At 71.5% G+C, this 23335-nt stretch carries 22 protein-coding genes; 7 read left to right on the top strand and 15 right to left on the bottom strand.

The features are described from left to right. Window positions 1-146: 146 nt before the first annotated feature. Window positions 147-1691, bottom strand: coding sequence for a hypothetical protein (locus tag AB0M92_RS14500; RefSeq protein ID WP_366102463.1), 1545 nt, complete (start codon window positions 1689-1691; stop codon window positions 147-149). A gap of 361 nt (window positions 1692-2052) precedes the next feature. On the opposite strand from AB0M92_RS14500, the gene AB0M92_RS14505 reads away from it, so the two are divergent. Both AB0M92_RS14505 and AB0M92_RS14510 read left to right on the top strand, forming a co-directional pair. Beyond that, complete coding sequence (locus tag AB0M92_RS14505) at window positions 2053-3894, top strand: endonuclease/exonuclease/phosphatase family protein (RefSeq protein WP_366102464.1); 1842 nt, start codon at window positions 2053-2055, stop codon at window positions 3892-3894. 395 nt (window positions 3895-4289) lie between these two features. After that, entirely contained in the window at window positions 4290-4544 is a 255-nt protein-coding gene (locus tag AB0M92_RS14510) for a hypothetical protein (RefSeq protein ID WP_366102465.1), read from the top strand. Window positions 4545-4678: 134 nt separating this feature from the next. On the opposite strand, the gene dapD is transcribed toward AB0M92_RS14510, so the two are convergent. Next, window positions 4679-5659, bottom strand: a complete 981-nt coding sequence (gene dapD, locus AB0M92_RS14515) for a 2,3,4,5-tetrahydropyridine-2,6-dicarboxylate N-succinyltransferase (RefSeq protein WP_366102466.1) — start codon at window positions 5657-5659, stop codon at window positions 4679-4681. Between the two features lie 9 nt (window positions 5660-5668). Continuing rightward, a complete protein-coding gene (locus AB0M92_RS14520) occupies window positions 5669-6940 on the bottom strand; it encodes an MFS transporter (RefSeq protein ID WP_366102467.1) in 1272 nt (423 codons plus the stop codon). A 97-nt stretch (window positions 6941-7037) separates the two neighbouring features. Between AB0M92_RS14520 and AB0M92_RS14525 the strand changes: the two genes are divergently transcribed. Beyond that, window positions 7038-7931, top strand: a complete 894-nt coding sequence (locus AB0M92_RS14525) for a winged helix-turn-helix transcriptional regulator (RefSeq protein WP_366102468.1) — start codon at window positions 7038-7040, stop codon at window positions 7929-7931. Here AB0M92_RS14525 and AB0M92_RS14530 read toward each other — a convergent pair. The 9 genes from AB0M92_RS14530 to AB0M92_RS14570 all read right to left on the bottom strand — a co-directional run bounded on the left by AB0M92_RS14530 (window position 7918) and on the right by AB0M92_RS14570 (window position 16120). Next, on the bottom strand, window positions 7918-9288 hold the full coding sequence (locus tag AB0M92_RS14530) for a DUF3616 domain-containing protein (protein WP_366102469.1): 1371 nt from the start codon (window positions 9286-9288) through the stop codon (window positions 7918-7920). The genes AB0M92_RS14525 and AB0M92_RS14530 overlap by 14 nt on opposite strands. 220 nt (window positions 9289-9508) lie before the next feature. Then, window positions 9509-9856 carry a metal-sulfur cluster assembly factor gene (locus AB0M92_RS14535; protein ID WP_030160393.1) on the bottom strand — a complete coding sequence of 116 codons (348 nt, stop codon included), beginning with the start codon at window positions 9854-9856 and terminating at the stop codon, window positions 9509-9511. Further along, entirely contained in the window at window positions 9853-10317 is a 465-nt protein-coding gene (gene sufU / locus AB0M92_RS14540; RefSeq protein ID WP_030160391.1) for a Fe-S cluster assembly sulfur transfer protein SufU, read from the bottom strand. The genes AB0M92_RS14535 and sufU overlap by 4 nt, the downstream gene beginning before the upstream one ends. A gap of 22 nt (window positions 10318-10339) precedes the next feature. Next, window positions 10340-11596, bottom strand: a complete 1257-nt coding sequence (locus tag AB0M92_RS14545) for a cysteine desulfurase (protein WP_048476704.1) — start codon at window positions 11594-11596, stop codon at window positions 10340-10342. Further along, a complete protein-coding gene (gene sufC, locus AB0M92_RS14550) occupies window positions 11593-12357 on the bottom strand; it encodes a Fe-S cluster assembly ATPase SufC (RefSeq protein WP_366102470.1) in 765 nt (254 codons plus the stop codon). The genes AB0M92_RS14545 and sufC overlap by 4 nt, the downstream gene beginning before the upstream one ends. 7 nt (window positions 12358-12364) lie before the next feature. Continuing rightward, a complete protein-coding gene (locus tag AB0M92_RS14555; RefSeq protein WP_030160384.1) occupies window positions 12365-12682 on the bottom strand; it encodes a bifunctional 3-phenylpropionate/cinnamic acid dioxygenase ferredoxin subunit in 318 nt (105 codons plus the stop codon). Further along, window positions 12682-13860, bottom strand: a complete 1179-nt coding sequence (gene sufD, locus AB0M92_RS14560; protein ID WP_366102471.1) for a Fe-S cluster assembly protein SufD — start codon at window positions 13858-13860, stop codon at window positions 12682-12684. The genes AB0M92_RS14555 and sufD overlap by 1 nt, the downstream gene beginning before the upstream one ends. 104 nt (window positions 13861-13964) lie before the next feature. Further along, window positions 13965-15380 (bottom strand): Fe-S cluster assembly protein SufB, encoded by a 1416-nt coding sequence (gene sufB / locus AB0M92_RS14565; protein WP_030858986.1) that lies wholly within the window; start codon window positions 15378-15380, stop codon window positions 13965-13967. Further along, window positions 15377-16120 carry an ArsR family transcriptional regulator gene (locus tag AB0M92_RS14570; RefSeq protein WP_366102472.1) on the bottom strand — a complete coding sequence of 248 codons (744 nt, stop codon included), beginning with the start codon at window positions 16118-16120 and terminating at the stop codon, window positions 15377-15379. The genes sufB and AB0M92_RS14570 overlap by 4 nt, the downstream gene beginning before the upstream one ends. Window positions 16121-16592: 472 nt before the next feature. Between AB0M92_RS14570 and AB0M92_RS14575 the strand changes: the two genes are divergently transcribed. The 4 genes from AB0M92_RS14575 to AB0M92_RS14590 all read left to right on the top strand — a co-directional run bounded on the left by AB0M92_RS14575 (window position 16593) and on the right by AB0M92_RS14590 (window position 20510). Beyond that, window positions 16593-17519 carry an ABC transporter ATP-binding protein gene (locus AB0M92_RS14575; protein WP_366102473.1) on the top strand — a complete coding sequence of 309 codons (927 nt, stop codon included), beginning with the start codon at window positions 16593-16595 and terminating at the stop codon, window positions 17517-17519. Beyond that, window positions 17516-18283 (top strand): ABC transporter permease, encoded by a 768-nt coding sequence (locus AB0M92_RS14580; protein ID WP_366102474.1) that lies wholly within the window; start codon window positions 17516-17518, stop codon window positions 18281-18283. Before AB0M92_RS14575 ends, AB0M92_RS14580 begins: the two co-directional genes overlap by 4 nt. An 84-nt stretch (window positions 18284-18367) precedes the next feature. Continuing rightward, window positions 18368-19516 carry a hypothetical protein gene (locus AB0M92_RS14585; protein ID WP_366102475.1) on the top strand — a complete coding sequence of 383 codons (1149 nt, stop codon included), beginning with the start codon at window positions 18368-18370 and terminating at the stop codon, window positions 19514-19516. 4 nt (window positions 19517-19520) lie between these two features. Next, window positions 19521-20510 (top strand): COX15/CtaA family protein, encoded by a 990-nt coding sequence (locus AB0M92_RS14590; protein WP_366102476.1) that lies wholly within the window; start codon window positions 19521-19523, stop codon window positions 20508-20510. A 49-nt stretch (window positions 20511-20559) separates the two neighbouring features. Here the strand turns inward: AB0M92_RS14590 and AB0M92_RS14595 are convergent, their stop codons facing one another. From AB0M92_RS14595 to AB0M92_RS14605, 3 genes are all read right to left on the bottom strand, one after another. Further along, window positions 20560-21687 (bottom strand): amidohydrolase family protein, encoded by a 1128-nt coding sequence (locus tag AB0M92_RS14595; protein WP_366102477.1) that lies wholly within the window; start codon window positions 21685-21687, stop codon window positions 20560-20562. A gap of 120 nt (window positions 21688-21807) precedes the next feature. Next, window positions 21808-22161 (bottom strand): hypothetical protein, encoded by a 354-nt coding sequence (locus AB0M92_RS14600; RefSeq protein WP_366102478.1) that lies wholly within the window; start codon window positions 22159-22161, stop codon window positions 21808-21810. A gap of 30 nt (window positions 22162-22191) precedes the next feature. Beyond that, window positions 22192-23139 (bottom strand): heme o synthase, encoded by a 948-nt coding sequence (locus AB0M92_RS14605; protein WP_366102584.1) that lies wholly within the window; start codon window positions 23137-23139, stop codon window positions 22192-22194. Window positions 23140-23335 lie beyond the last annotated feature (196 nt).

The following is a 23335-nucleotide window of genomic DNA, read 5'->3' on the forward strand; positions in this document are numbered from 1 at the left end:
CGTGAACGGCGGCTGAATTACCCGCGAAGCGGAGCCGATCCCTTGCCCGTGGCCGCAATGGCCGACTCCGGCTCAGGAACGGCGCGTTCCGGGCGACGCCGGCCACCCCCGCCCCAGATGCCGCTTCCGTACCCGGGACCTCCCGGTCAGGCCTGGCGCGAACGGGCCTTGAAGGCGGCCTTGCGGGCCTCCTTGGCGGCCTTCTTGTCCGGGTGCGTCCGGCCCATCGCCTCCAGCACGTACGCCGTCGCCGGGTGGTCCACCCGCCAGACCCGGTCGAAGAAACCGGTGTGGTGCTCGGTCAGCGAACGCATCAGCAGCGGCAGTTCCGCCGTCTCCCCGTCCGCCGCGAGCTGCGCCGCGATGGTGTCCACGGTCAGCCAGAACACCATGGCCTCGTCCGGCGCCGGTACGTCGGCCACCCCGCGCTCGGAGAGCCACACCCGGGCGAGTCCGCCGAGCTCCGGGTCGTCCAGCACGGCGCGGACCGCCTGCTCCGCGTCCGGACCGGCCGGGGCGAGAGCCTGCTGGCAGCGCAGCCGGCGCAGCGGGCCGCCCTCGTCGGCGCCCCGGGCGGCGGCCAGCAGTTCGGCGACCGCGTCCAGCGGTTCGCGGCCGGCGAGCCACTGCTCGATCTCGGCCTGGGCAGCGACCTCGGGGTATCCGGAGACCGCGTCGAGCAGGGCGTCGGCGCCCTTGCCGGCCAGATCGCCGACGGCGGGAGCGGTGACCCCGGCCTCCAGCAGGCGGGCGCGGATCCCGTACAGGCCCAGCGGGGTCAGCCGGACCAGCCCGTACCGGGAGACGTCCTCGTCGTCCACCCCGCCGGCGCCCGGACCGGAAGCGGAGCCCGCCGCGGCGAACTCCTCGTCGTCCGCCTCCGCCATCAGGGCCTCGTCCACCGGCCGGAACTCGACGAGCCCGATCGGCTCCAGCTGCCGGAACTGGTCGTCGAGGCGCATCATCGCGTCCGAGACCTGCTCCAGCACGGCGTCGGTCGGCTCGCCCATGCCCTCGGGGATGACCATCGAGGCGGCGAGCACCGGCAGCGGAATCGGGCCTTCCGAGGCCCCGTGTCCGGAGACGGTGAGCAGGTAGAGGTTGGTGAGGACCCCGTCGAGGAAGTCCGCCTCGCGGCCCGGGTTCCAGTCCAGCCGGTCGAAGTCGATCTCGCCGCCCTCGTCCAACGCGTCGACGAGGTCGTCCAGATCGGGCACGGCCGCGTCCGCGAGCACGGTGTCCAGCGCCGCCAGCCACAGGTCGAGCACCTCGCCCGGGGCGCCGCCGGTCACCAGGGCCAGGTCCTCGCCGGGCACGGCGGTCGCGGACTCCTCGTCGCCGTCCTCACCGGCTTCCGACGCACCGTCACCGCCCGCACGGCCGCCGCCGCCCGTACCGCCGTCATCGGGGTCGGTCACGTCGACGAGGCCGGTGTCCACGGCCACCCGCCAGGCCTGGCTCGCGAGCATCGGGCCTTCCTCGCCGGCGGGATCGAAGCCCAGCGCGGCGGCGGCCTCGGTCAGCTGTGCGGCGGCGAGTTCGCCGCCGGCGTCGACGCGGGTGTGGGGTCCGGCCCAGCGGGCCAGCCGTACGGCGCGGGCGAAGAGCGGGGCCCCGAGGGCGTCGCGGGCCAGTTCCGCGTCGGAGGGCAGCCGTACCGGCGGCAGCGTGGGGTGCGGCTCTGCGGACATGGGGCGGTCTCCTCGCGAACGCGGTGGGGCGATGGGGCTCGGCCCCGCGGGACGGTGGTGCGGCGGCCCCGCGGCGCTGGTCCGGCCGCCGCGGGGCGGCAGTCCGGCGCACCAGCGTAGACGCATATCGGGCGCGCCCGGGGGGCCATCTCCTTTGGTTCATCCCACAGTCAGCTTCCGTATCCCCTGGAGGCCTTGACAACATCCCTGGTCACACAGGAAATTGACGCGCGTAGACATATGGGGGACCCCCGGGATTCCCGTGGATCGCCTGCGGCCCGGCCGCGGCGCACCGCACGAATCCGGCCAAACGCACGCAACACCCTTCGCCTTCCTCTTCCACACACCGGAGTTCTTGACCATGCGCTCCTCGCATCCCCGTTCCGCCGCCGTCTCGGCACTCGTCGCCACCGCCCTGGCCACCGGCCTGCTGGCGGGCACCGCCGACGCGGCCGAAGGCGCCGCGTCCGCCGATCCGATACGCATCCACGACATCCAGGGCACCACCCGCATATCGCCGCTCAACGGCAAGCAGGTCGCCGATGTCGCCGGCATCGTGACGGGCGTGCGCACGTACGGCTCGCGCGGCTTCTGGATGCAGGACCCGGACGCCGACGACAACGACGCGACCAGCGAGGGCGTCTTCGTCTTCACCAACTCCGTCCCGACCGTCGCCGTCGGCGACGCGGTCAAGGTCTCCGGCCTGGTCGGCGAGTACATCCCCGGCGGCGTCTCCTCCGGCAACCAGTCGGTCACGCAGATCTCCAAGCCGGTCGTGACCGTGGCCTCCTCGGGCAACGCGGTCCCCGAGGCCGCCGCGATCAACGAGTACAACGTGCCCGCCGAGTACGCCCCGACCGGCGACCCGGCCGCCGCCGGCAGCATCAACGGCCTGACGCTGGAGCCCTCGCGCTACGCCCTGGACTTCTACGAGTCCCTTGAGGGCATGAACGTGAAGATCGGCAACTCGCGCGTGGTCGGCGCCACCGACCCGTACGCGGAGCTGTGGGTCACCGTGAAGGGCTGGGAGAACACCGCCAAGCGCGGCGGCACCCTCTACGGCTCGTACGAGTCCCAGAACACCGGCCGCCTCCAGGTCCAGCAGCTGGCGCCGCTCGCGCAGCAGCCCTTCCCGGTGGCCAACGTCGGCGACAAGCTGACCGGCACCACCGAGGGCCCGCTGGACTTCAACCAGTTCGGCGGCTACACCCTGGTGGCCCGCACCCTCGGCACGGTCAAGGCGGGCACGCTCGCCCCCGAGAAGACCAAGGCGCAGGCGGCGAACGAGCTCGCGGTGGCCACGTACAACGTGGAGAACCTCGACCCGAGCGACCCGCAGGAGAAGTTCGACAACCTGGCCAAGGCCGTCGTCGCGAACCTCGCCTCGCCCGACATCCTCGCCCTGGAGGAGATCCAGGACGACAACGGCGCCAAGAACGACGGCACCGTCTCGGCCGAGGAGACCATCAAGAAGTTCACCGCGGCCATCGTGGCGGCGGGCGGCCCGGCCTACGAGTGGCGCACCGTCAACCCGGAGAACAACAAGGACGGCGGCGAGCCCGGCGGCAACATCCGCCAGGTGTTCCTGTTCAACCCGGCCCGCGTCTCCTTCACGGACCGCGCGGCGGGCGACGCGGTGACCGCGACCGGCGTGACGCAGGTGAACGGCAAGGCCGCCCTGACCCACTCCCCCGGCCGGATCGACCCGGCGAACCCGGCGTGGGCCGACAGCCGCAAGCCGCTGGCCGGCGAGTTCGTCTTCAAGGGCAAGACGGTCTTCGTCATCGCCAACCACTTCGGCTCCAAGGGCGGCGACGAGGGCCTGACCTCCGTCCACCAGCCGCCGGTGCGCTCCTCGGAGGCCAAGCGGCTGCTCCAGGCGCAGGCCGTGAACGGCTTCGTCAAGCAGCTCCTGGCGACGGACAAGAACGCGAGCGTCCTGGCCGTCGGCGACATCAACGACTTCGAGTTCTCCGCGACCGCGCAGGCGCTGGAGGACGGCGGGGCGCTGTACTCGGCGATCAAGTCGCTGCCGAAGGCCGAGCGCTACTCGTACGTGTACCAGGGCAACGCGCAGGTGCTGGACCAGATCCTGACGAGCCCGGCGGTCAAGAACTTCTCGTACGACAGCGTGCACATCAACGCGGAGTTCGCGGCGCAGAACAGCGACCACGACCCGCAGGTGCTGCGCTTCCGCCCGTAACCGCGGCGCGGACTTGAGCAGCAGGGCCCCCGGAAGCCGTCCCTTCCGGGGGCCCTGCGACACTTCCGGCCACGATCTCGCGTACGGCCACCCGTGAGGACCTGCCCGCCGCACTGGCCCTGCCGGCGGACGTCCCGGCTCTCGGCCAGGGCGGGCGGGAGCGGGCGCTGGTGGAGGCGGTACGGGTCCGTGCGGACCGGCGGGGCGGGTTCTGCGGGCTCCGTGAACTCTGCGGGCTCCGTGAACTCTGCGGGACGCGCGGGGGACAGCTCGGGAGAAGTCAGGACTTTCGCCCCTGGCGTGACGCTCGCCACATCACCACCCATTCGACCCGGGTTGTGGTGTTGAGTGGCCCCACGCTCGAACCTGTCCCCCCGTGTCCCCCGGAGGACCGCGTGTTCCCCTCCATCTCCCTCGCTCAGGAAATCGGCCTGGCCGTCCTGCTCGTGGCCGCCCTCGTGTGGGTGCTCGGCCTAGGACACATGCTGTGGGACTCCCGCTTCCACCACCCGGAGCCGGCCGCCCACCAGGGCGTGGCGGTCATCCCGGCCCAGCGCAGCGCCGCCACGCACCCGATGGAGTCGGTCGAACTGACCGAGGCGGAGGAAGAGGCCTTCGCCGGCCTGATCCGCACCCTCCCCCTCAGCTGACCCCCCACGTCCTCCCGCGCTCGGGGCGGAAGGGCGGACCGGGGCCGCAGGAAACGCGACGCCCTCATCCCCCTTGCCGGGGGATGAGGGCGTCGCGGCCGTTCCGGGACCGCCGAAGGCCACCAGGCCCGGGGTCAGTTGTGGGAGTGGAGGACCTCGTTCAGGCCGCCCCAGACCGCGTTGTTCGGGCGGGCCTCGACGGTGCCCGTGACCGAGTTGCGGCGGAAGAGGATGTTGCCGGCGCCCGAGAGCTCCAGGGCCTTGACGATCTGGCCGTCCGGGAGGGTGACGCGGGTGCCCGCGGTCACGTACAGGCCGGCCTCGACGATGCACTCGTCGCCCAGCGCGATGCCCACGCCCGCCTCGGCACCGATCAGGCAGCGCTCGCCGATCGAGATGATCTGCTTGCCGCCGCCCGAGAGGGTGCCCATCGTGGACGCGCCGCCGCCGATGTCGGAACCGTTGCCGACCACGACGCCGGCCGAGATCCGGCCCTCGATCATCGAGGTGCCGAGGGTGCCCGCGTTGAAGTTGACGAAGCCCTCGTGCATGACGGTGGTGCCCTCGGCGAGGTGCGCGCCCAGGCGGACCCGGTCCGCGTCGGCGATGCGCACGCCCTTGGGGGCGACGTAGTCCGTCATCCGCGGGAACTTGTCGATCGAGGTGACCTGGAGGTACAGGCCCTCGGCGCGCGCGTTCAGCCGTACGGCCTCCACCTGGTCCACGGCGACCGGGCCGAGCGAGGTCCAGGCGACGTTGGCCAGCAGGCCGAAGAGGCCGTCCAGGTTCTGGCCGTGCGGCTTGACCAGGCGGTGGCTGAGCAGGTGCAGGCGCAGGTACGCGTCGTGCGCGTCCAGCGGCTTGTCCTCCAGGGAGGAGATCACGGTGCGGACGGCTACGACCTCGACGTCGCGGACGGCGTCCAGGCGGATCGCCTTGGCCGCCGCGGCACCCAGGAGCTGCACGGCCTGATCGGCGGTGAGGCGCTCGGTGCCGGCCGGACCGGGCTCGGCCACCAGCTCGGGGGCGGGGAACCAGGTGTCGAGGACGGTGCCGTCGGAGGCGATGGTGGCAAGTCCGGCGGCGACGGCGCCGGTGGTACGCGTAGCAGTCATGCCCGAAACCTAACCGGCCGCGGCCCCAGGTCGCGAACCGGTCTCATGTGCCGGTCGCGCCGCGTGCCGCTCCCCGTCCGGCCCCTCGCGCCGCGCCTCGCCGCGTGACACGTACAGCACCGCCCCGCCCGCGCCCGCCGCCAGCGCCCCGCACAGCGGCCACAGCATCCCGGGCGCGGCCGCGTACAGGGCTCCGCCCAGCGGCGGCCCGAGGACGACCCCGCTGACCGAGACCCCCGCGTACAGGCTCTGGAACCGCCCCATCGCGTGCTCCGGCGCCTGGTCGGCGACGTAGGCGGTCGCGGTGGTCTTGTACAGGATCTCGCCGAGGCTGAGCAGCACCATCATCGTCACGGCGGCGGCGACCCCCGCCCCGGCCCACAGCGCCGCGTACCCGGCCCCGACGAGCACGATCCCGGCGGCGATGACGGGCAGCGGCGGCCGGGAGCGCAGCGCGACGGCGGCCGGGAGCTCCAGCAGCAGGATGACTCCCCCGTTCAGGGCGATGACGAAGCCGAAGGCGCGGACGTCGAGGCCGTGGTCGGCGAGGTAGACGGGGAAGACCGAGTACTGCTGGCGGTAGACGAGGTCGGTCACCAGGATCGCGCCGAGCAGGACGAGTACGGCGGGCCTGGCCCGCAGCTCCTCCCACACGCCTCGGCCCAGACCCCCGTCCGGGGCCGCGGCGGGGCGGGAGGCGCTGCGGGAGGTGCCGCGGGCCGGGACGACCCGGGCGGTCCACAGGGCGAAGAACAGGGTCCCGAGGCCGTCGGCAACGAAGAGCCAGTCGTACGAGAACCCCGTCGCGAGCAGGGCCCCCAGCGGCGGGCCGAGGGTGAAGCCGCCGTTGGAGACGCAGCGGACCACGGCGAAGGCCTGCCGGCGGGCGCCCTCGGGGACGGTGACGGCGACCAGCGCGGAGTTCGCGGCCCGGACCACGCCGGAGGCGTACTGGGCCAGCGGAAGGGCCACGCAGAGCCCGGCGGTGGACAGCAGCGGGAAGCACATCAGGGTGAGGCCGCCCGCGGCGGAGGCGGCGAGCAGCACGCGGCGGTGGCCGAAGCGGTCCCCGTACCAGCCGCCGGTGAAGTTCCCGGCGACGAGGCCGACACCGCCGATTCCGGTGGCCAGGCCCGCCTGGGCGGCGCCGAGGCCGCGCGGGCCGGTCAGGTACAGGAAGACGAAGACGAAGGTGAAGCTGACGACGGCGTTGACGAACACCCCGGCCGCCAGCAGCCACACCACGCGGGGCACGTCCTTGAAGCCCTGCGCCATTCCCATGTCCGCCCCCGAACCGTAGCGAGTCCCGTAGTAGGTTCCTTTTGGGAACGGACTATGTCAGCATGACAGCCTTGGGTCAACGGACAAAGGAGTACCCATGGCCCAGCGCACGCACCTCGACGACGCGGAGTGCGCCATCGCCCAGGCCCTCGACGTGGTGGGCGACTGGTGGACGCTGCTGATCGTGCGCGACGCCGCGCGCGGCGTGCACCGCTTCGACGCGTTCCAGCGCGAGCTCGGGGTCTCCCGGAAGGTGCTGGCCGAGCGGCTGAAGCTGCTGGTCGAGGCCGGGGTGCTGACGCGCGAGCCGTACCAGGAACGCCCGGTGCGGCACGAGTACCGGCTGACCCCGCGCGGGCGGGGGCTGCTGCCGGTCCTGGTGGCCCTCCAGGACTGGGGAGACACCTGGGTCCTGGGGGAAGGCGAGATGACGGCGACGGCGGAGGAATCCTCGCGGGAGGCGGAACGGGTGCACGCGCTGCGCGGCACGCGGCTGCCGGAGCTGGTGCTGGCGGACCGGTTCGGAGAGCTGCGGGATCCGGTGGCGGACACGCCGTTCACGGTCCTGTACTGCTTCCCCGGCGCGTACGCCCGGGCCGAGTCCTACCCGCCGGGGTGGGCGGGGATCCCGGGGGCCAAGGGCTGCACGTTCGAGTCGTGCACGTACCGGGACCAGCTGGCCGAGTTCACGGCGGCCGGGGCGACGGTGCACGGGGTGTCCACCCAGCGGCCCGACGAGCAGCGGGAGTTCGCGCAGGCGGAGGGGCTGCGGTTCCCGCTGCTCTCGGACGCGGAGCTCTCGCTGACGGCGGCGCTGCGGCTGCCGACGTTCCGGGCGGCGGGGGTGAGCCGGCTGAAGCGGCTGACGCTGGTGGTGGACCGGGAGCGCGTGGTGCGCGAGGTGTTCTACCCGGTCCGGGACATCGAGGCCGGCGTCGCGGCGGCACTGAGGGCCGTCCGCGACGCCGGCACGGACGTCAGTTCAGGGTGAACCAGGCCGCGCGGGACTTCTTCCATTCCGCGTGGGTCAGGTCCTTGGCCTCGGTGCCGTCCCCGTACAGGTCGGCCGAGCCGCTGTCCGTGATCAGCTGGACGCGCGCGCCCGGTGCCGACAGGTCCGGCACGTCCACGATGGCCTCCCAGCCGCCCGGGTCGGTCGTCGGCAGGTCGGCCCGCTTGACCGGGGCGTGGCCGGCGACGCCGTCCCACTGGTAGAGCGCGTACGGGTCGGAGTTGTCGTCCGCGGCCCAGGAACCGGCCAGGATCAGGTACTGGTTCGCCGCGTTCTTGCGGATGTCGCGGATCGCGAGCCCGCCGAGGTCGAGCTCGATGCCCGCCCCGAAGGTGGCCTTGGCGCCGCTGGAGAGCACCTTGTCGAAGTTGGTCACCGGTACGACCAGCGCCTTGCCACCGGGCACCGCCGGGGCCAGCGGGGCCCGGAAGCCCAGGTAGGCGGTGGTGGTCGAGCCCGGCGCGAACTCCAGGCCCTCCACGTTGAAGCCGTCGATCTGCTTGGGCGCCTCGCCGTCCGCCGTGCCGGCCGCGAAACCGTAGCGGTTCCCGTTCGCCTTGTCCCAGGCCACCAGGTCGTCGCGGAGCTTCTTGTACGAGCGCCCGTACGCGAGCTGCGTGGCGGACCCGGAGCCGCTCACCGTCGTGGTGAACACCGTGTTCCGGGGCGCCTTGTACTCGCCGTCCTTGTTGTTGCCGAGCGAGCCCGTCCAGTAGATGGTGTTCCCGATCAGGGTCGCGCCCTCGATGTCCACCTCCTTGGAGACGCCGAGCTGCGAGCTGAAGTCCCAGGTGCGGACCGGGGCGGCCGAGCGGGAACGGTCGTACAGGCGCAGTACGTTGCTCTCGTCGTCGGCGACGACGGTGTACCCGCCGCCGACGTCCACGGCGGCCGAGGAGTCGCAGGCGCCGCTGAAGTAGCGGGCGTCGGCCGGGTTCTGCACGGCGGCGGAGGCGGCGTAGGAGAGGGTCTTGGTGGCGCTCTTGCCGCCCAGCCCCGTCACCTTGACGGTGAGGTTGGTGTAGCCGCGGCCGCGCGCGGCGACGGCGAGGCGGCGCACGGCCCCGGTCCCGGTGACGCTCACGTCGCCCGTTCCGGCGACCGAGGCCTTGCTCGACGCGGAGGCGCTGACCGTCAGGGCGGACGCGTCGGCGCCGCTCTGCGCCACGGTCACGTCGACCAGCGGGTCCCCGACCGCGCCGACGGCCCCGGACAGGTACGACGCGGACAGGCTGATGGTCGGCGTCCCGTACGTCACCGCCTGGGCGGGCGCGACCGTGACCGTCCCGGCGACGACCAGCGCCGCGATGCCTGCGATGCCAAGCTGCTTCTTCATCGGTGTCCCGTCCCCAAGAGTCGAGCCGGGCGTGAACCGCGCCACGCCGTGACGGCCGTCGAGCAGGTTCGGCCACCGTGGCCAACATCCGGTGCACGTCAATCGTCCACCGGAAGAACTCGCAGGGCCCGTCGGGAGCCCGCCGCACACCGCCCCACCTGCTCCGGAGCACGCGAAAGGCCCCCGGCGCAGTGCCGGGGGCCTTCGTGAAACGGGTGGCTCAGACGTTGAAGCCGAGCGCGCGCAGCTGCTCGCGACCGTCGTCCGTGATCTTGTCCGGGCCCCACGGCGGCATCCAGACCCAGTTGATCCGCAGCTCGCTCACGATGCCGTCCGTCGCCGACTTCGCCTGGTCCTCGATGACGTCCGTCAGCGGGCAGGCCGCCGAGGTCAGCGTCATGTCGAGGGTGGCGATGTTCGCGTCGTCGATGTGGATGCCGTAGATCAGGCCCAGGTTGACGACGTCGATCCCCAGCTCGGGGTCGACCACGTCGTAGAGGGCCTCGCGGACCTCTTCCTCGGTGGCCGGCTTGATCGACGCCTCGGCGGGCGTCGCGTTCTCGGTCATGCCGTCTTCCTCTCCGCGGCGTCGCCCAGTGCCTGGGCGGTCGCGTCCTTCCAGGCCATCCAGCTCAGCAGAGCACACTTCACGCGAGCCGGGTACTTGGAGACGCCGACGAACGCGACCGCGTCCTCCAGCACCTCCTCCATGGCCTCGTCGGGCTCGATCTTGCCCTTCGACTGCATCATCTCCAGGAACACGCCCTGGATCTTCTGCGCCTCGGCCAGCTCCTTGCCGACGAGCAGCTCGTTCAGCACGGACGCGCTGGCCTGGCTGATGGAGCAGCCCTGGCCCTCGTACGAGACGTCGGTGAGCGTCTCGCCGTCGTACTTCACGCGCAGCGTGATCTCGTCGCCGCACGTCGGGTTGACGTGGTGCACCTCGGCATCGCCGTCGCGCAGGCCACGCCCGTGCGGGTGCTTGTAGTGGTCCAGGATCAGTTCCTGGTACATCGAATCCAGCTTCACTGCGTCGTCCTCGTCGCCCTCGTCAGCCGAAGAAGTTCCGTACGTGCTCCAGCCCGTCGATCAGCGCGTCGACGTCCGCCGGAGAGGAGTACAGGTAGAAAGACGCTCGCGTGGTCGCGGGAATTCCGTAGCGCAGGCAGACCGGGCGCGCGCAGTGGTGTCCCACGCGGACCGCGATGCCCTGCTCGTCCAGGACCTGGCCCACGTCGTGGGGGTGGATGTCGCCGAGCGTGAAGGAGATCGCGGCGCCGCGGTCCTCGGCCGTCATCGGGCCGATGATCCGCAGGTCGGGGACCTCCAGGAGGCGCTTCACCGCGTACTCGGTGATCGCGTGCTCGTGCGCGGCGATCTTGTCCATGCCGATCGCGCTCAGGTAGTCCACGGCCGCGCCGAGGCCGACGGCCTGCGCGATCGGGGGCGTACCCGCCTCGAACTTGTGGGGCGCCGGGGCGTACGTGGAGGCGTGCATCGACACGGTCTCGATCATCTCGCCGCCACCGAGGAACGGGGGCAGGTCCTCCAGGAGCTCCTGGCGGCCCCAGAGCACGCCGATGCCGGTCGGGCCGCACATCTTGTGGCCGGTGAAGGCCACGAAGTCGGCGCCGAGCGCCTGCACGTCCAGCGGCATGTGCGGAGCGGCCTGCGAGGCGTCGATCAGCACCAGCGCGCCGACTTCCTGCGCGCGCCGGACGATCGCCTCGACCGGGTTGATCGTGCCCATGATGTTGGAGACCAGCGTGAAGGAGACGATCTTCGTCTTCTCCGTGATGACCTCTTCGATGTTGGACAGGTCGAGCCGGCCGTCGTCGGTGAGGCCGAACCACTTCAGCTTCGCGCCGGTGCGCTGCGAGAGCAGCTGCCACGGGACGATGTTGGAGTGGTGCTCCATCTCCGTGATGGCGATCTCGGTCTCGCGGTCGACCCGGTAGGGCTCGTCCGCCCAGCCGAGCATGTTCGCGACCAGGTTGAGCGACTCCGAAGCGTTCTTGGTGAAGATCACCTCGTCGCGGCTCGGCGCGTTGATGAAGGCGGCGACCTTGTCGCGGGCGCCCTCGTACAGCGCCGTGGCCTCCTCGGCGAGCACGTGCACGCCGCGGTGGACGTTGGCGTTGTGCTGCTCGTAGTACTCGTTCAGCGCGTCGAGCACCTGGCGCGGCTTCTGCGAAGTCGCCGCGTTGTCCAGGTAAACGATCTTCTTCCCGTCGTGGACCACACGATCCAGAAGGGGGAAGTCCTTGCGGATCGCCTCGATGTCGAGGAGGCCAGGCAGCTGTGTCACGCGGTCGCGCCACCCTTCACGTACTTGTCGTAGCCCTCGGCCTCCAGCTGGTCCGCCAGCTCGGCGCCACCGGACTCCGCGATGCGGCCGTTCGCGAACACGTGCACGAAGTCGGGCTTGATGTAGCGCAGGATGCGCGTGTAGTGGGTGATCAGCAGGGTGCCGACCTCACCGGTCTCGCGGACGCGGTTGACGCCCTCGGAGACGATGCGCAGGGCGTCGACGTCGAGGCCGGAGTCGGTCTCGTCGAGGATCGCGATCTTCGGCTGGAGGAGCTCCAGCTGGAGGATCTCGTGGCGCTTCTTCTCGCCGCCGGAGAAGCCCTCGTTGACGTTGCGCTCGGCGAAGGCCGGGTCCATCTGGAGCTGCTCCATCGCGGACTTGACCTCCTTCACCCAGGTGCGCAGCTTCGGGGCCTCGCCGCGGATGGCGGTGGCCGAGGTGCGCAGGAAGTTGGAGACCGAGACGCCGGGGACCTCGACCGGGTACTGCATGGCGAGGAAGACGCCGGCGCGGGCGCGCTCGTCGACGGACATCTCCAGGACGTCTTCGCCGTCCAGGGTCACGGTGCCACCGGTGATGGTGTACTTCGGGTGACCGGCGAGCGAGTACGCCAGCGTGGACTTGCCGGAGCCGTTCGGACCCATGATGGCGTGCGTCTCGCCGGCCTTGACGGTGAGGTCGACACCCTTGAGGATCTCGCGGGCGCCGTTCTCGGCCTCGACGGAGACGTGCAGGTCGTGGATTTCAAGCGTTGCCATGGATACCTCAGGACTCCTGGGTGAGGGAGACGAGCACGTCGCCCCCGTCGATCTTTACGGGGTATACGGGGACCGGGCGGGTCGCGGGCAGACCGGACGGCTTGCCGGTGCGCAGGTCGAACGACGACCCGTGCAGCCAGCACTCGATCATGCAGTCCTCGACCTCGCCCTCCGAGAGCGAGACGTTCGCGTGCGAGCAGATGTCGTTGATCGCGAACACCTCCCCCTCGGTGGAGACGATGGACACCGGCGTGCCGTCGAGTTCCACCCGCTTGGGGGTGTTCTCCTCCAGCTCGCTCAGCGCACAGGCCTTGACGTAGGTCATCAGACGGACGCCTCAAGCTCGGTCTCGATCTTGGCGAGCAGGCGCTCCTCGATGTCGTCGACACCGATCTGCTGGACGAGTTCGGCGAAGAAGCCGCGCACGACCAGGCGCCGGGCCTCGTCGGCCGGGATGCCGCGGGCCTGGAGGTAGAAGAGCTGCTCGTCGTCGAAGCGGCCGGTCGCGGAGGCGTGGCCGGCGCCGACGATCTCGCCGGTCTCGATCTCCAGGTTCGGCACCGAGTCGACCCGCGCGCCGTCCGTCAGGACGAGGTTGCGGTTCATCTCGTAGGTGTCGGTGCCCTCGGCGCTCTTCTCGATGAGGACGTCGCCGATCCACACCGCGTGCGCGCCCTCGCCCTGCAGCGCGCCCTTGTAGACCACGTGCGACTTGCAGTGCGGGGCGTCGTGCGTGACCAGGAGGCGGTGCTCCTGGTGCTGGTCGGCGTCCGTGAAGTACAGGCCGAGGAGCTCGGCCTCGCCGCCGGGGCCCGCGTAGCTGACCCGCGGGTGGAGGCGTACGACGTCGCCGCCGAAGGTGACCACGATGGACTTGAAGGTCGCGTCGCGGCCGATCAGCGCGTTGTGCTGGGAGCAGTGGACGGCGGTGTCGTCCCAGTCCTGCACGGAGACGACGGTGAGCTTGGCGCCGTCGCCGACGAGGAAGTCGACGTTGGCGGCGCGCACGCCGTCACCGGTGTGGTCGATGACGATGACGGCCTCGGCGAACGCCTGGACGTCGAAGACGGTGTGCCCGAAGGTCGTGCCGCCCTCGCCGTGCAGCGAGACGCGCACCGGCTCGGTCAGGACGGCCTCCTTGGGCACGGTGACGACCGTGGCCTTGGCGAAGGACGAGAACGCCTGGGCGGCGATCCGGTCCACCGGGGTGCCGGCCTTGCCGATGCGCGCGTCGCCGCGCTCCACCGACTCGACGGTGACGCCCTCGGGCGCGTCGATCTGGGCCTTCATGGTGCCGTTGGCGACCGCGGTGCCGTCGTGCAGACCGCGCAGGCGCGCCAGCGGGGTGAACCGCCACTCCTCCTCGCGGCCGTGGGGGACGGGGAAGTCCGCCACGTCGAAGGACGGGGGTGCGCTCATCCGGGTGGCGACGGTGGACTCGGCGGCCACCGCGATCGCGCCGGCCGTGGTGGACCCGGCCGGAATGTTCTGAGCCTCAGCCATGGCTGTCGTCTTGCTCACTCTCTGAAAAGAACACGGTCTACGTCGTTACGATCCTCGGCCCGCCAGGGGCGCGGATCGTGGAGCTGGTGCCGGGCGGGCCGGGATTAACCGACCGAGCCCTCCATCTGCAGCTCGATCAGCCGGTTGAGCTCCAGTGCGTACTCCATGGGCAGCTCGCGCGCGATGGGCTCGACGAACCCGCGCACGATCATGGCCATGGCCTCGAACTCGGTCATGCCGCGGCTCATCAGGTAGAAGAGCTGGTCGTCCGAGACCTTGGAGACGGTCGCCTCGTGGCCCATGGAGACGTCGTCCTCGCGGACGTCCACGTACGGGTACGTGTCCGAGCGGGAGATCGTGTCGACCAGGAGCGCGTCGCAGAGCACGTTCGACTTGGAGCCGTGGGCGCCCTCGCCGATCTCGACCAGGCCGCGGTACGAGGTGCGGCCGCCGCCGCGCGCCACCGACTTGGAGACGATGTTCGAGGAGGTGTTCGGCGCCATGTGGACCATCTTGGAGCCGGCGTCCTGGTGCTGGCCCTCGCCCGCGAAGGCGATGGACAGGGTCTCGCCCTTGGCGTGCTCGCCCATCAGGTAGACGGCCGGGTACTTCATGGTGACCTTGGAACCGATGTTGCCGTCGATCCACTCCATGGTCGCGCCCTCGTACGCCACGGCGCGCTTGGTGACCAGGTTGTAGACGTTGTTCGACCAGTTCTGGATCGTCGTGTAGCGGCAGCGGCCGCCCTTCTTCACGATGATCTCGACCACGGCGCTGTGCAGCGAGTCCGAGGAGTAGATCGGGGCGGTGCAGCCCTCGACGTAGTGGACGTAGGCGTCCTCGTCGACGATGATCAGCGTCCGCTCGAACTGGCCCATGTTCTCCGTGTTGATGCGGAAGTAGGCCTGGAGCGGGATGTCGACCTTGACGCCCTTGGGCACGTAGATGAACGAGCCGCCCGACCACACGGCGGTGTTCAGCGACGCGAACTTGTTGTCGCCGACCGGGATGACCGTGCCGAAGTACTCCTGGAAGAGCTCCGGGTGCTCCTTGAGCGCGGTGTCCGTGTCGAGGAAGATGACGCCCTGCTCCTCCAGGTCCTCGCGGATCTGGTGGTAGACGACCTCGGACTCGTACTGGGCCGCGACACCGGCGACGAGGCGCTGCTTCTCCGCCTCCGGGATGCCGAGCTTGTCGTACGTGTTCTTGATGTCCTCGGGCAGGTCCTCCCACGAAGCGGCCTGCTTCTCGGTGGAACGCACGAAGTACTTGATGTTGTCGAAGTCGATGCCGGAGAGGTCGGAGCCCCAGGTCGGCATGGGCTTCTTGCCGAAGAGCTTCAGGCCCTTGAGGCGGAGCTTCAGCATCCACTCGGGCTCGTTCTTCTTCGCCGAGATGTCGCGGACGACGTCCTCCGACAGGCCTCGCTTGGCAGCCGAGCCGGCCGCGTCGGAGTCGGCCCAGCCGTACTCGTAGTTGCCCAGACCCTCAAGCTCAGGGTGAGCAGTCTCCGTGGTCATGCGGGGTTCCTCCCGGCCGTGCTGGCAGATGCTGACGTGTCGTTCTGTGTGGTGCCCGCGCCTCGCGGGATGAAGGTGGTGCACACCCCGTCGCCGTGGGCGATCGTGGCGAGGCGCTGCACGTGCGTCCCGAGCAAGCGGGAGAAGACCTCGGTCTCCGCCTCGCAGAGCTGCGGGAACTGCTCGGCGACATGGGCGACCGGGCAGTGGTGCTGGCAGAGCTGTTCACCGCTGTGCGGACCGGGAGCGCTCTTCGCCGTAGCAGCGTACCCGTCCGCGGTCAACGCCTTGGCAAGGGCCTCGGTGCGTTCCGCGGGGGCGGCGGCGTCCAGGCTTTCCCGGTAGGTCTCGGCCTGTGCGTCCATCCTCGCCCTGGCGAAGGCGGCGACGGCCGCCTCGCCCTGCTCGCCCCCGCCGGCGGCCTGCGCGATCCAGCGCAGTGCGTCCGCGGCGAGCGAGTCGTAGGACTGGTCGAACGCGTCGCGGCCGCAGTCGGTGAGCGCGAAGACCTTGGCGGGCCGGCCCCGGGTGCGCGCACCGTAGACGCGCTGCTCGCGGGGCTCGACCACGTCGTCGGCGACGAGCGCGTCGAGGTGGCGGCGGACGGCGGCCTGGGTGAGGCCGAGACGCGCCGCGAGGTCGGCGACGGTGGACGGACCGTGGTCCAGGATGGAGCGCGCGACCCGGTTGCGGGTTGACCGCTCCCCGGTAGCGAGTTCCCCCTGAGGGGTCTCGATCATCCGTTCGCCGTATTTCACAACGCCATTGTTGCGTAATTAGTCGAGCCCCGACAAGCCGTGACCGGGGCCACTCCTGGTGGCCTCTATCACTAAGGGTTACCTAATTTGTCTACGCAGAGTTAAGCGGAAGGGATTGATCCATCATTCTGCGGGGCCCCTCCCGTGACCGGCTGCACGGCTCCCACCAGCAATCCCGTGCCGAAGACGGTTCCGGGAACGGTGCACATCACAGTGCGGAAAAGGTCACCGAAACCGGATGCCCCGTCCAGGACCACACGGCTGAAAAGAGCCGTGTTCGCGACACGGTGTTCGACCCGATGGCCGCGAAAACGGCCACCGGCAGCCGCGGCGCGAGGATGCCGGCCCCGCCGCCGCACTCCGGACCGACTGAAAAAAATCATGAACGCGCAGGTCCGCAACCCTTCGACCCCGGGACCGGGGACCCCCTCCCCGGCTCCGTAGACTCCCCCGCATGAGCAACGACCCCGCCGTGGAGATCCGCGGACTGGTGAAGCGGTACGGGCCCAAGACAGCGGTGGACGGTCTCGACCTCACCGTCCGCAAGGCCTCGGTCACCGCCGTCCTCGGCCCCAACGGCGCGGGCAAGACCACCACCGTGGAGACCTGCGAGGGCTACCACCGCCCCGACGCCGGCACCGTCCGCGTCCTCGGCCTCGACCCGGTCGCCGAGTCCGAGGCGCTGCGCCCGCGGATCGGCGTGATGCTCCAGTCCGGCGGGGTCTACTCCGGCGCCCGCGCCGTCGAGATGCTGCGCCACATGGCCAAGCTGTACGCCCACCCGCTCGACGTGGACGTCCTGGTCGAGCGGCTCGGACTGGGCGGCTGCGGCCGCACCGCCTACCGCCGCCTGTCCGGCGGCCAGCAGCAGCGCCTGGCCCTGGCCATGGCCGTGGTCGGCCGCCCCGAGCTGGTCTTCCTGGACGAGCCGACCGCGGGCCTGGACCCGCAGGCCCGGCGGGCGACCTGGGACCTCGTACGGGAACTGCGCGCGGACGGGGTGGGCGTCGTCCTCACCACCCACCACATGGACGAGGCGGAACAGCTCGCCGACGAGGTCGCCATCGTCGACGCCGGCCGGGTCATCGCGCACGGCAGCCCCGAGCAGCTGTGCCGCGGCGGGGCCGAGAACACCCTGCGCTTCACCGGCCGGCCCGCCCTCGACCTCGGCTCGCTGCTCAAGGCGCTGCCCGACGGCACCGAGGCCGCCGAGCTCACCGCGGGCGTCTACCGGGTCACCGGCGCCGTGGACCCGCAGCTGCTGGCCACCGTCGCCTCCTGGTGCGCCCAGCACGGGGTGATGCCGAACAGCCTCTCGGTGGAGCGGCACACCCTCGAAGACGTCTTCCTGGAACTCACGGGCAAGGAGCTGCGCGCATGAGCGCCGGTACGTTCACCCCCGCCCCGGCGGCCGCACCCGTGTCCCGGATGATCCTGGCGCAGACCGCGCTGGAGACCCGGATGCTGCTGCGCAACGGGGAGCAGCTGCTGCTGACCGTGATCATCCCGGCCCTGCTGCTGGTGCTGTTCTCCGCCGTGGACATCGTCGACACCGGCGCCGGGAAGTCGGTCGACTTCCTCGCTCCCGGCATCCTGGCGCTGGCCGTGATGTCCACCGCCTTCACCGGGCAGGCCATCGCCACCGGCTTCGACCGCCGCTACGGGGTGCTCAAGCGGCTCGGCGCCTCGCCGCTGCCGCGCTGGGCGCTGATGGCCGCCAAGACGCTGTCCGTGCTGGTCACCGAGGTGCTCCAGATCGCTCTGCTGACGGTGATCGCCCTCGCCCTGGGCTGGTCCCCGCACGGCAGCCCGCTCGCGGTCGCCGCTCTGGTCCTGCTGGGCACCGCGGCCTTCTCCGGGCTCGGGCTGCTGATGGCGGGCACCCTCAAGGCCGAGGCCACGCTGGCCGCCGCCAACCTGGTGTTCCTGCTGCTGCTGGTCGGCGGCGGGGTGATCGTGCCGATGGAGAAGTTCCCCGAAGGGGTGCAGTCCGTCCTGGCGCTGCTGCCGATCTCGGCGCTGTCCGACGGGCTGCGCGAGGTCCTGCGGAACGGCGCCGCGCTGCCGTGGGGGGACGTGGCCGTCCTCGCCGCATGGGCGGTCCTCGGACTCGGCGCCGCCGCCAAGCTGTTCCGCTGGGAGTGAATCCCCTCCCCCGGACGTTGACCTGGCAGCAGGATGGGCGCCGCCCCGCGGGGGCGGGGCACACCAGGACGCCGGGGGGCGGACATGGCGCAACGGGAAGACGTTCTACGGCTGGACGCCCAATGGGCACAGATCCGGTCGGGGGCCGCACGGGCGGCGCCGGCCGAGGCCGAGGCGCTGCTGACGGAGCTGATCGGCGCGCTGCGCGAGCCGGCGCGGACCGATCCGGAGTGCGCGGCGCGCCTCGGCCTGCGCCTGGGCGACCTGGCGGCGCGCCGCTTCGCCGGCGGTGACCGGGCCGGCGCCCTCGCGGCCGTCGAGGAGGGACTGCGGCACGGCCGGCAGGCGGCCGGGCACGCCCCGGAGTACGCGCGCTGGTACGCCCGGGGCCTGATCAACCAGGGGGTCTGGCTGTCCTGGCCGCTGAGCGACGAGCTACGGCTGCCCCGGCATCCGCTCGGCCCGCCGGCCGAATCCGGCCCGAGCCCGATGGAACGGGCGGCGGGCGAGCGCGCCCTGGACCTGACCCGGGCCGCGGTCGAGGTGTGGGCGGCGCTGGACCAGCGGGATCCGGTCAACCGGCGCGGACTCGCCCAGGCCAAGGTGTTCCTCGGAGACCGGCTCGCGGAGCTCGGCTCCGCCGAGGAGGCCGTGGCCTGGGCGGTGGACGCGGAGGGCGGTTTCCGCCAGCTGCTGCGCGCGGCCCCCGGCGCGGAGGAGGCCCAGGAGGCGGAGGAGGCCCTCGACCACATCGGCCGCCAGCTCGAACTGCGGCTGCGCCTCCTGTCCTTCGACTCCCTGGTGAGCCTGCGCGCGCGGGGCCTGCTGCCCGAACCCCTGCTGCCCCAGGCCGTGGTGGCCGCCCGGATCCAGGGCGTGGCCGAGTCCGAGATCGCCGGCCGGCTGCGGCTCGGCGCCGAACAGGTGGGCACGATGCTGGAGGTCACGCCCTGGCTCGCGGTGTGGCGCTTCGAAGTGCGCGGTCCTGACGGGCTGTGGAACGTACCGGAACATCCCTGGCACAGCGCGGCAGAAGTAAGAAACAGGACAGCAGCGGACATAGGCGCTGAATTGATACGCGGATTCACCACGTCCGCCGACTACCCGGGCGATGGCGTCCCTTGGCGCCTGCGCGTCTGGTGGCACGAGGAGGGCGACCCTGCGGGAGCCCGGTTCCGGGCGGCCGCCGGCCCCGGAACGGCACCGGACGGATCCGCGGACACCCCCTCGTGAAAGTTTGCACAAGGCTCCGCGTACGATAAGGGCCGTGTTGACCCCTCTCGCCTTCATCGCCAACCGCTGGACCCCGTCACCCCGGATCGTCCGGCAGGCCGCGCTCGCCGCGGTCGTCATGAGCGTGCTCATCGTCGTCACCGGCGGCGCGGTACGGCTGACCGGATCCGGTCTCGGCTGCGACACGTGGCCCAAGTGCACCGACGACAGCCTGATCGTGACCCAGGCGCAGGGTTTCCACGGGGCCATCGAGTTCGGCAACCGCATGCTGACGTACGTGCTCTGCGCGGCCGTTGGCTGGTGCATCATCGCCGCCCGCTCGGCCAAGCCGTGGCGCCGTTCGCTGACCAGGCTCGGCTGGCTCCAGTTCTTCATCGTGATGGGCAACGCGGTCCTCGGCGGCATCACCGTCCTGACGGGGCTCAACCCGTACAGCGTGGCCGGGCACTTCCTCCTCGCCACCTCGCTGATCACGGTCACGACGCTCACCTGGCAGCGCACCGGCGAGGGCGACGCCGCCCGGAAGCCGCGCGTCCCCGGTCCGGTGCGCAAGCTCTCCTGGGCCCTGATCGCGACGACGCTGGTGCTGATCGCGGCGGGCACGGTGGTCACCGGTTCAGGTCCGCACGCGGGCGACAGCAGCGAGATCAAGCGGATGCCCTTCGACTGGGCGGCCACCGCGCACGTCCACGCGATCTCCGCCTGGGTGGTGTGCGCGCTCGCCGTGGCCATGTGGCTGGTGCTGCGCGTGGTCGACGCGCCGGCCGACACCCGGGCCCGCGCCCGTGACCTGCTGATCGTGCTGCTCGCGCAGGGCGGCATCGGCTACGTCCAGTACTTCACCCACGTGCCCGAGGTCCTGGTCGCCGCGCACATGCTCGGCTCCTGCCTGGTGTGGATCGCCGTGCTCCGGATGGCGCTCAGCCTGCGGGAGCGGCCCGCGGCCGGGGCGCAGATCCCGGCGCAGGGCGACCCGCAGCTCTCCTCCGTCTGAGCCGGGAGCCAGGAGCCGGGAGCAGGGACCGCGGGGCACCGGCACCGGCTCACCCCCGCTCGTCCAGCCGGTAGACGCGGCGGGCATTGCCCGCCGCGACCATGGCCGCCACCCGTTCGGCGTCCCGCCAGGACCAGGCGCCGTCGCCCACCCAGCCGCCCAGCACCCGGCTCAGCGCCTCCCGGAACACCAGGGCGCCCACCGCGTGCAGTTCGGGCAGCCGGCGCCCGCCGCTGGAGAACAGCAGCTTGCCGAAGGGGGCGGTCTCCAGCACCTCGGCCAGCACCCCCGCCGCCCGTGCGCCGCTCTGCCCGAGCGCCGCGCCCAGATCGGCGTGGACGTGCGGGAAGGCCCCCGCCAGCTGGGCGGCGTGCCGGTGGTACGGGTACCCGCCGAGCAGCACCAGCCGGGTCCCGAGCCCCGCGGTGGCCCGTACGAACTCCGTCAGCAGCGCCGGATCGGCCTCCTGCGGCCGCTGCCCCGGCTCCCCCGCGCCCGCCCCGGTGTGCAGCTGGAGCGGCAGCCCCGTCGCCACCGCGCTCCACAGCAGGTGCCGCAGGAGTACGGGGTCCCGTACGGCCGCACCCTTGGCGCGCCGGGCCAGCCAGCGCCCGGCCGCCGCCCGCACCTCGCCCGGGCCGGGCGGCTCGGGGGCCCGCCCGAGCACGGCGGGATATCCGGCGTCCGCACCGCAGGTGAAGGCCACGGCCGCGGCGGCGGCGTGGTGGACGGCCTCGGCGAGGTTGGCGAGGAAGGCCGGGACGGTGCCGGAGGTGTCGGCGGCCTGTTCGGCGAGCAGCTCCAGCCGCACGACCTCGAAGGCGTCGGCGTCCCCCGCGAGCGCCAGCTCCTTGGGGACGGTGAGGTCGCCGGGCACTCCCGTGTCGACCAGGTAGGCGGCGACGCCGGAGCCGCGCAGCAGCCGGCGCCCGGATTCGACCACGCCCAGCTCGCGCCGCCGGGCCAGGTACCGGGCGGGGGTGCAGTGCGGCTCCAGGCCGAGCAGGGGCGGGCACCAGCGGCGCACCGCGAAGCCGGTCTGGGTGTCGAAGAAGGTGGTCCCGGCGGCGGGCGGGCCGGCCGAGCGGATCAGCTGGGCCTCGAAGGTGCCGAGGCCCAGCTCCGTACGGAGCACTCCGTGGCAGTACTGGTCCACCAGGGGCGGCGTTTCGATCATCCGGGCATCCCGTTGCGGACGTGAGGAAGGGGCTTCCACACGTCCTAACGGGTGAGCGGGGTGTGAGGTGTTGCTCGCGCTGTTGACCGAGCGGCCACCGTCACGATCCGGCCGCGGCGATCAGGCCGCCGGGTTCGCCGCCCCGCCGAGCTGGATGCCGGCCATGCGCGACCACTCGTACGGGCCGGTCCTGACACGCGCGGCGAACTCGCCGTCGAACTCCTCGTGGAGGGTCAGGCCGGCCTTCTCGGCGGCCAGCTGGGCCACCGCGTACGTCGGGGCCACCAGGTCGCCCCAGCCGCCGTCGGTGCCGACGAGGACGATCCGGGTGCCGGCCTGGCCGATGTGCGCGATCTGGCCCTCGGCGCCGCCGTGGTGCTTGGCGAACGCGCCGATCTGACGGGCCAGCTTCGCGGCCTTCCGGTCCTGCTTCTTGTCTGCGGTGTCCGCCGTGGTGTCTGCCATGGACAGCATGCTACCGGCGGGTAATGAACCGAGGAAGCGTCAGCGCAGGAAGGGATCCACGGCCACCGCCACGAACAGCAGCGACACGTACGTGATCGACCAGTGGAACAGGCGCATCTCCTTGAGCTTCACGCCCGTCACGCCCGCCTTGGCCCGCGCGTGCAGCGCGTGCGCCTCCCACAGCCACCAGCCGCCGGCCGCCAGCGCCACCGCGGTGTAGAACCAGCCGGTGTACCCGAGCGGGGTCAGCAGCAGCGAGACCGCCACCATCACCCAGCTGTAGAGGACGATCTGGCGCGCCACGACCTGGTTGCCCGCCACCACCGGCAGCATCGGCACGCCGACGCGCGCGTAGTCCTCCTTCACCTTCATGGACAGCGGCCAGTAGTGCGGCGGCGTCCAGAAGAAGATGACCAGGAAGAGGATGACCGCGGCCCAGGAGACCTCGTTCTTGACGGCCGACCAGCCGATGAGCACCGGCATGCAGCCCGCGATGCCGCCCCAGACGATGTTCTGCGCGGTGCGCCGCTTCAGCAGCATCGTGTAGACGACCACGTAGAAGAGGAGCGCACCGAGGGCGAGCGCGGCCGACAGCCAGTTGACGAGCAGCCCGAAGAACAGGGTGGAGACCACCGCGAGCGTGATGCCGAAGGCCAGGCACTCGCGCGGGCTGACCATGCCGGTCACCAGCGGCCGCTGCGCGGTGCGGTCCATCAGCGCGTCGATGTCGCGGTCGATGTACATGTTCAGCGCGTTGGCGCCGCCCGCGGACAAGTACCCGCCGAAGCAGGTGGCGAGGACCAGCCACAGCGACGGCACGCCCTGTTCGGCGAGGAACATCACCGGCACTGTGGTGATCAGCAGAAGTTCGATGATCCGCGGCTTGGTCAAAGCCACGAAAGCCATGACCCGGGCCCCGAACGGCCGGTGACCGGGGCTCGTCCCGAGCACCCCCGCTGGACGGGATTCGACGGCCGTCACGCACACCCCTGACAGAGAAACCAGCAAGCTCCGGACATAAAGGTCCGCTGAAGGCTCGCACGTACCACGCCACTCTAGACGTTGCACTTACGTCGTCCCGCGCGGGGGTCGCCTCGTGTTGGTCCGATCGGAGCCGCCGACGTTGTGACGGACTGCGGGCACTCGAATAGCTGCACGCCGTCACGGGGGTAGGCTCGGAATC

It is taken from the genome of Streptomyces sp. NPDC051582, from assembly GCF_040681715.1.
Taxonomy (GTDB): Bacteria; Actinomycetota; Actinomycetes; order Streptomycetales; family Streptomycetaceae; genus Streptomyces.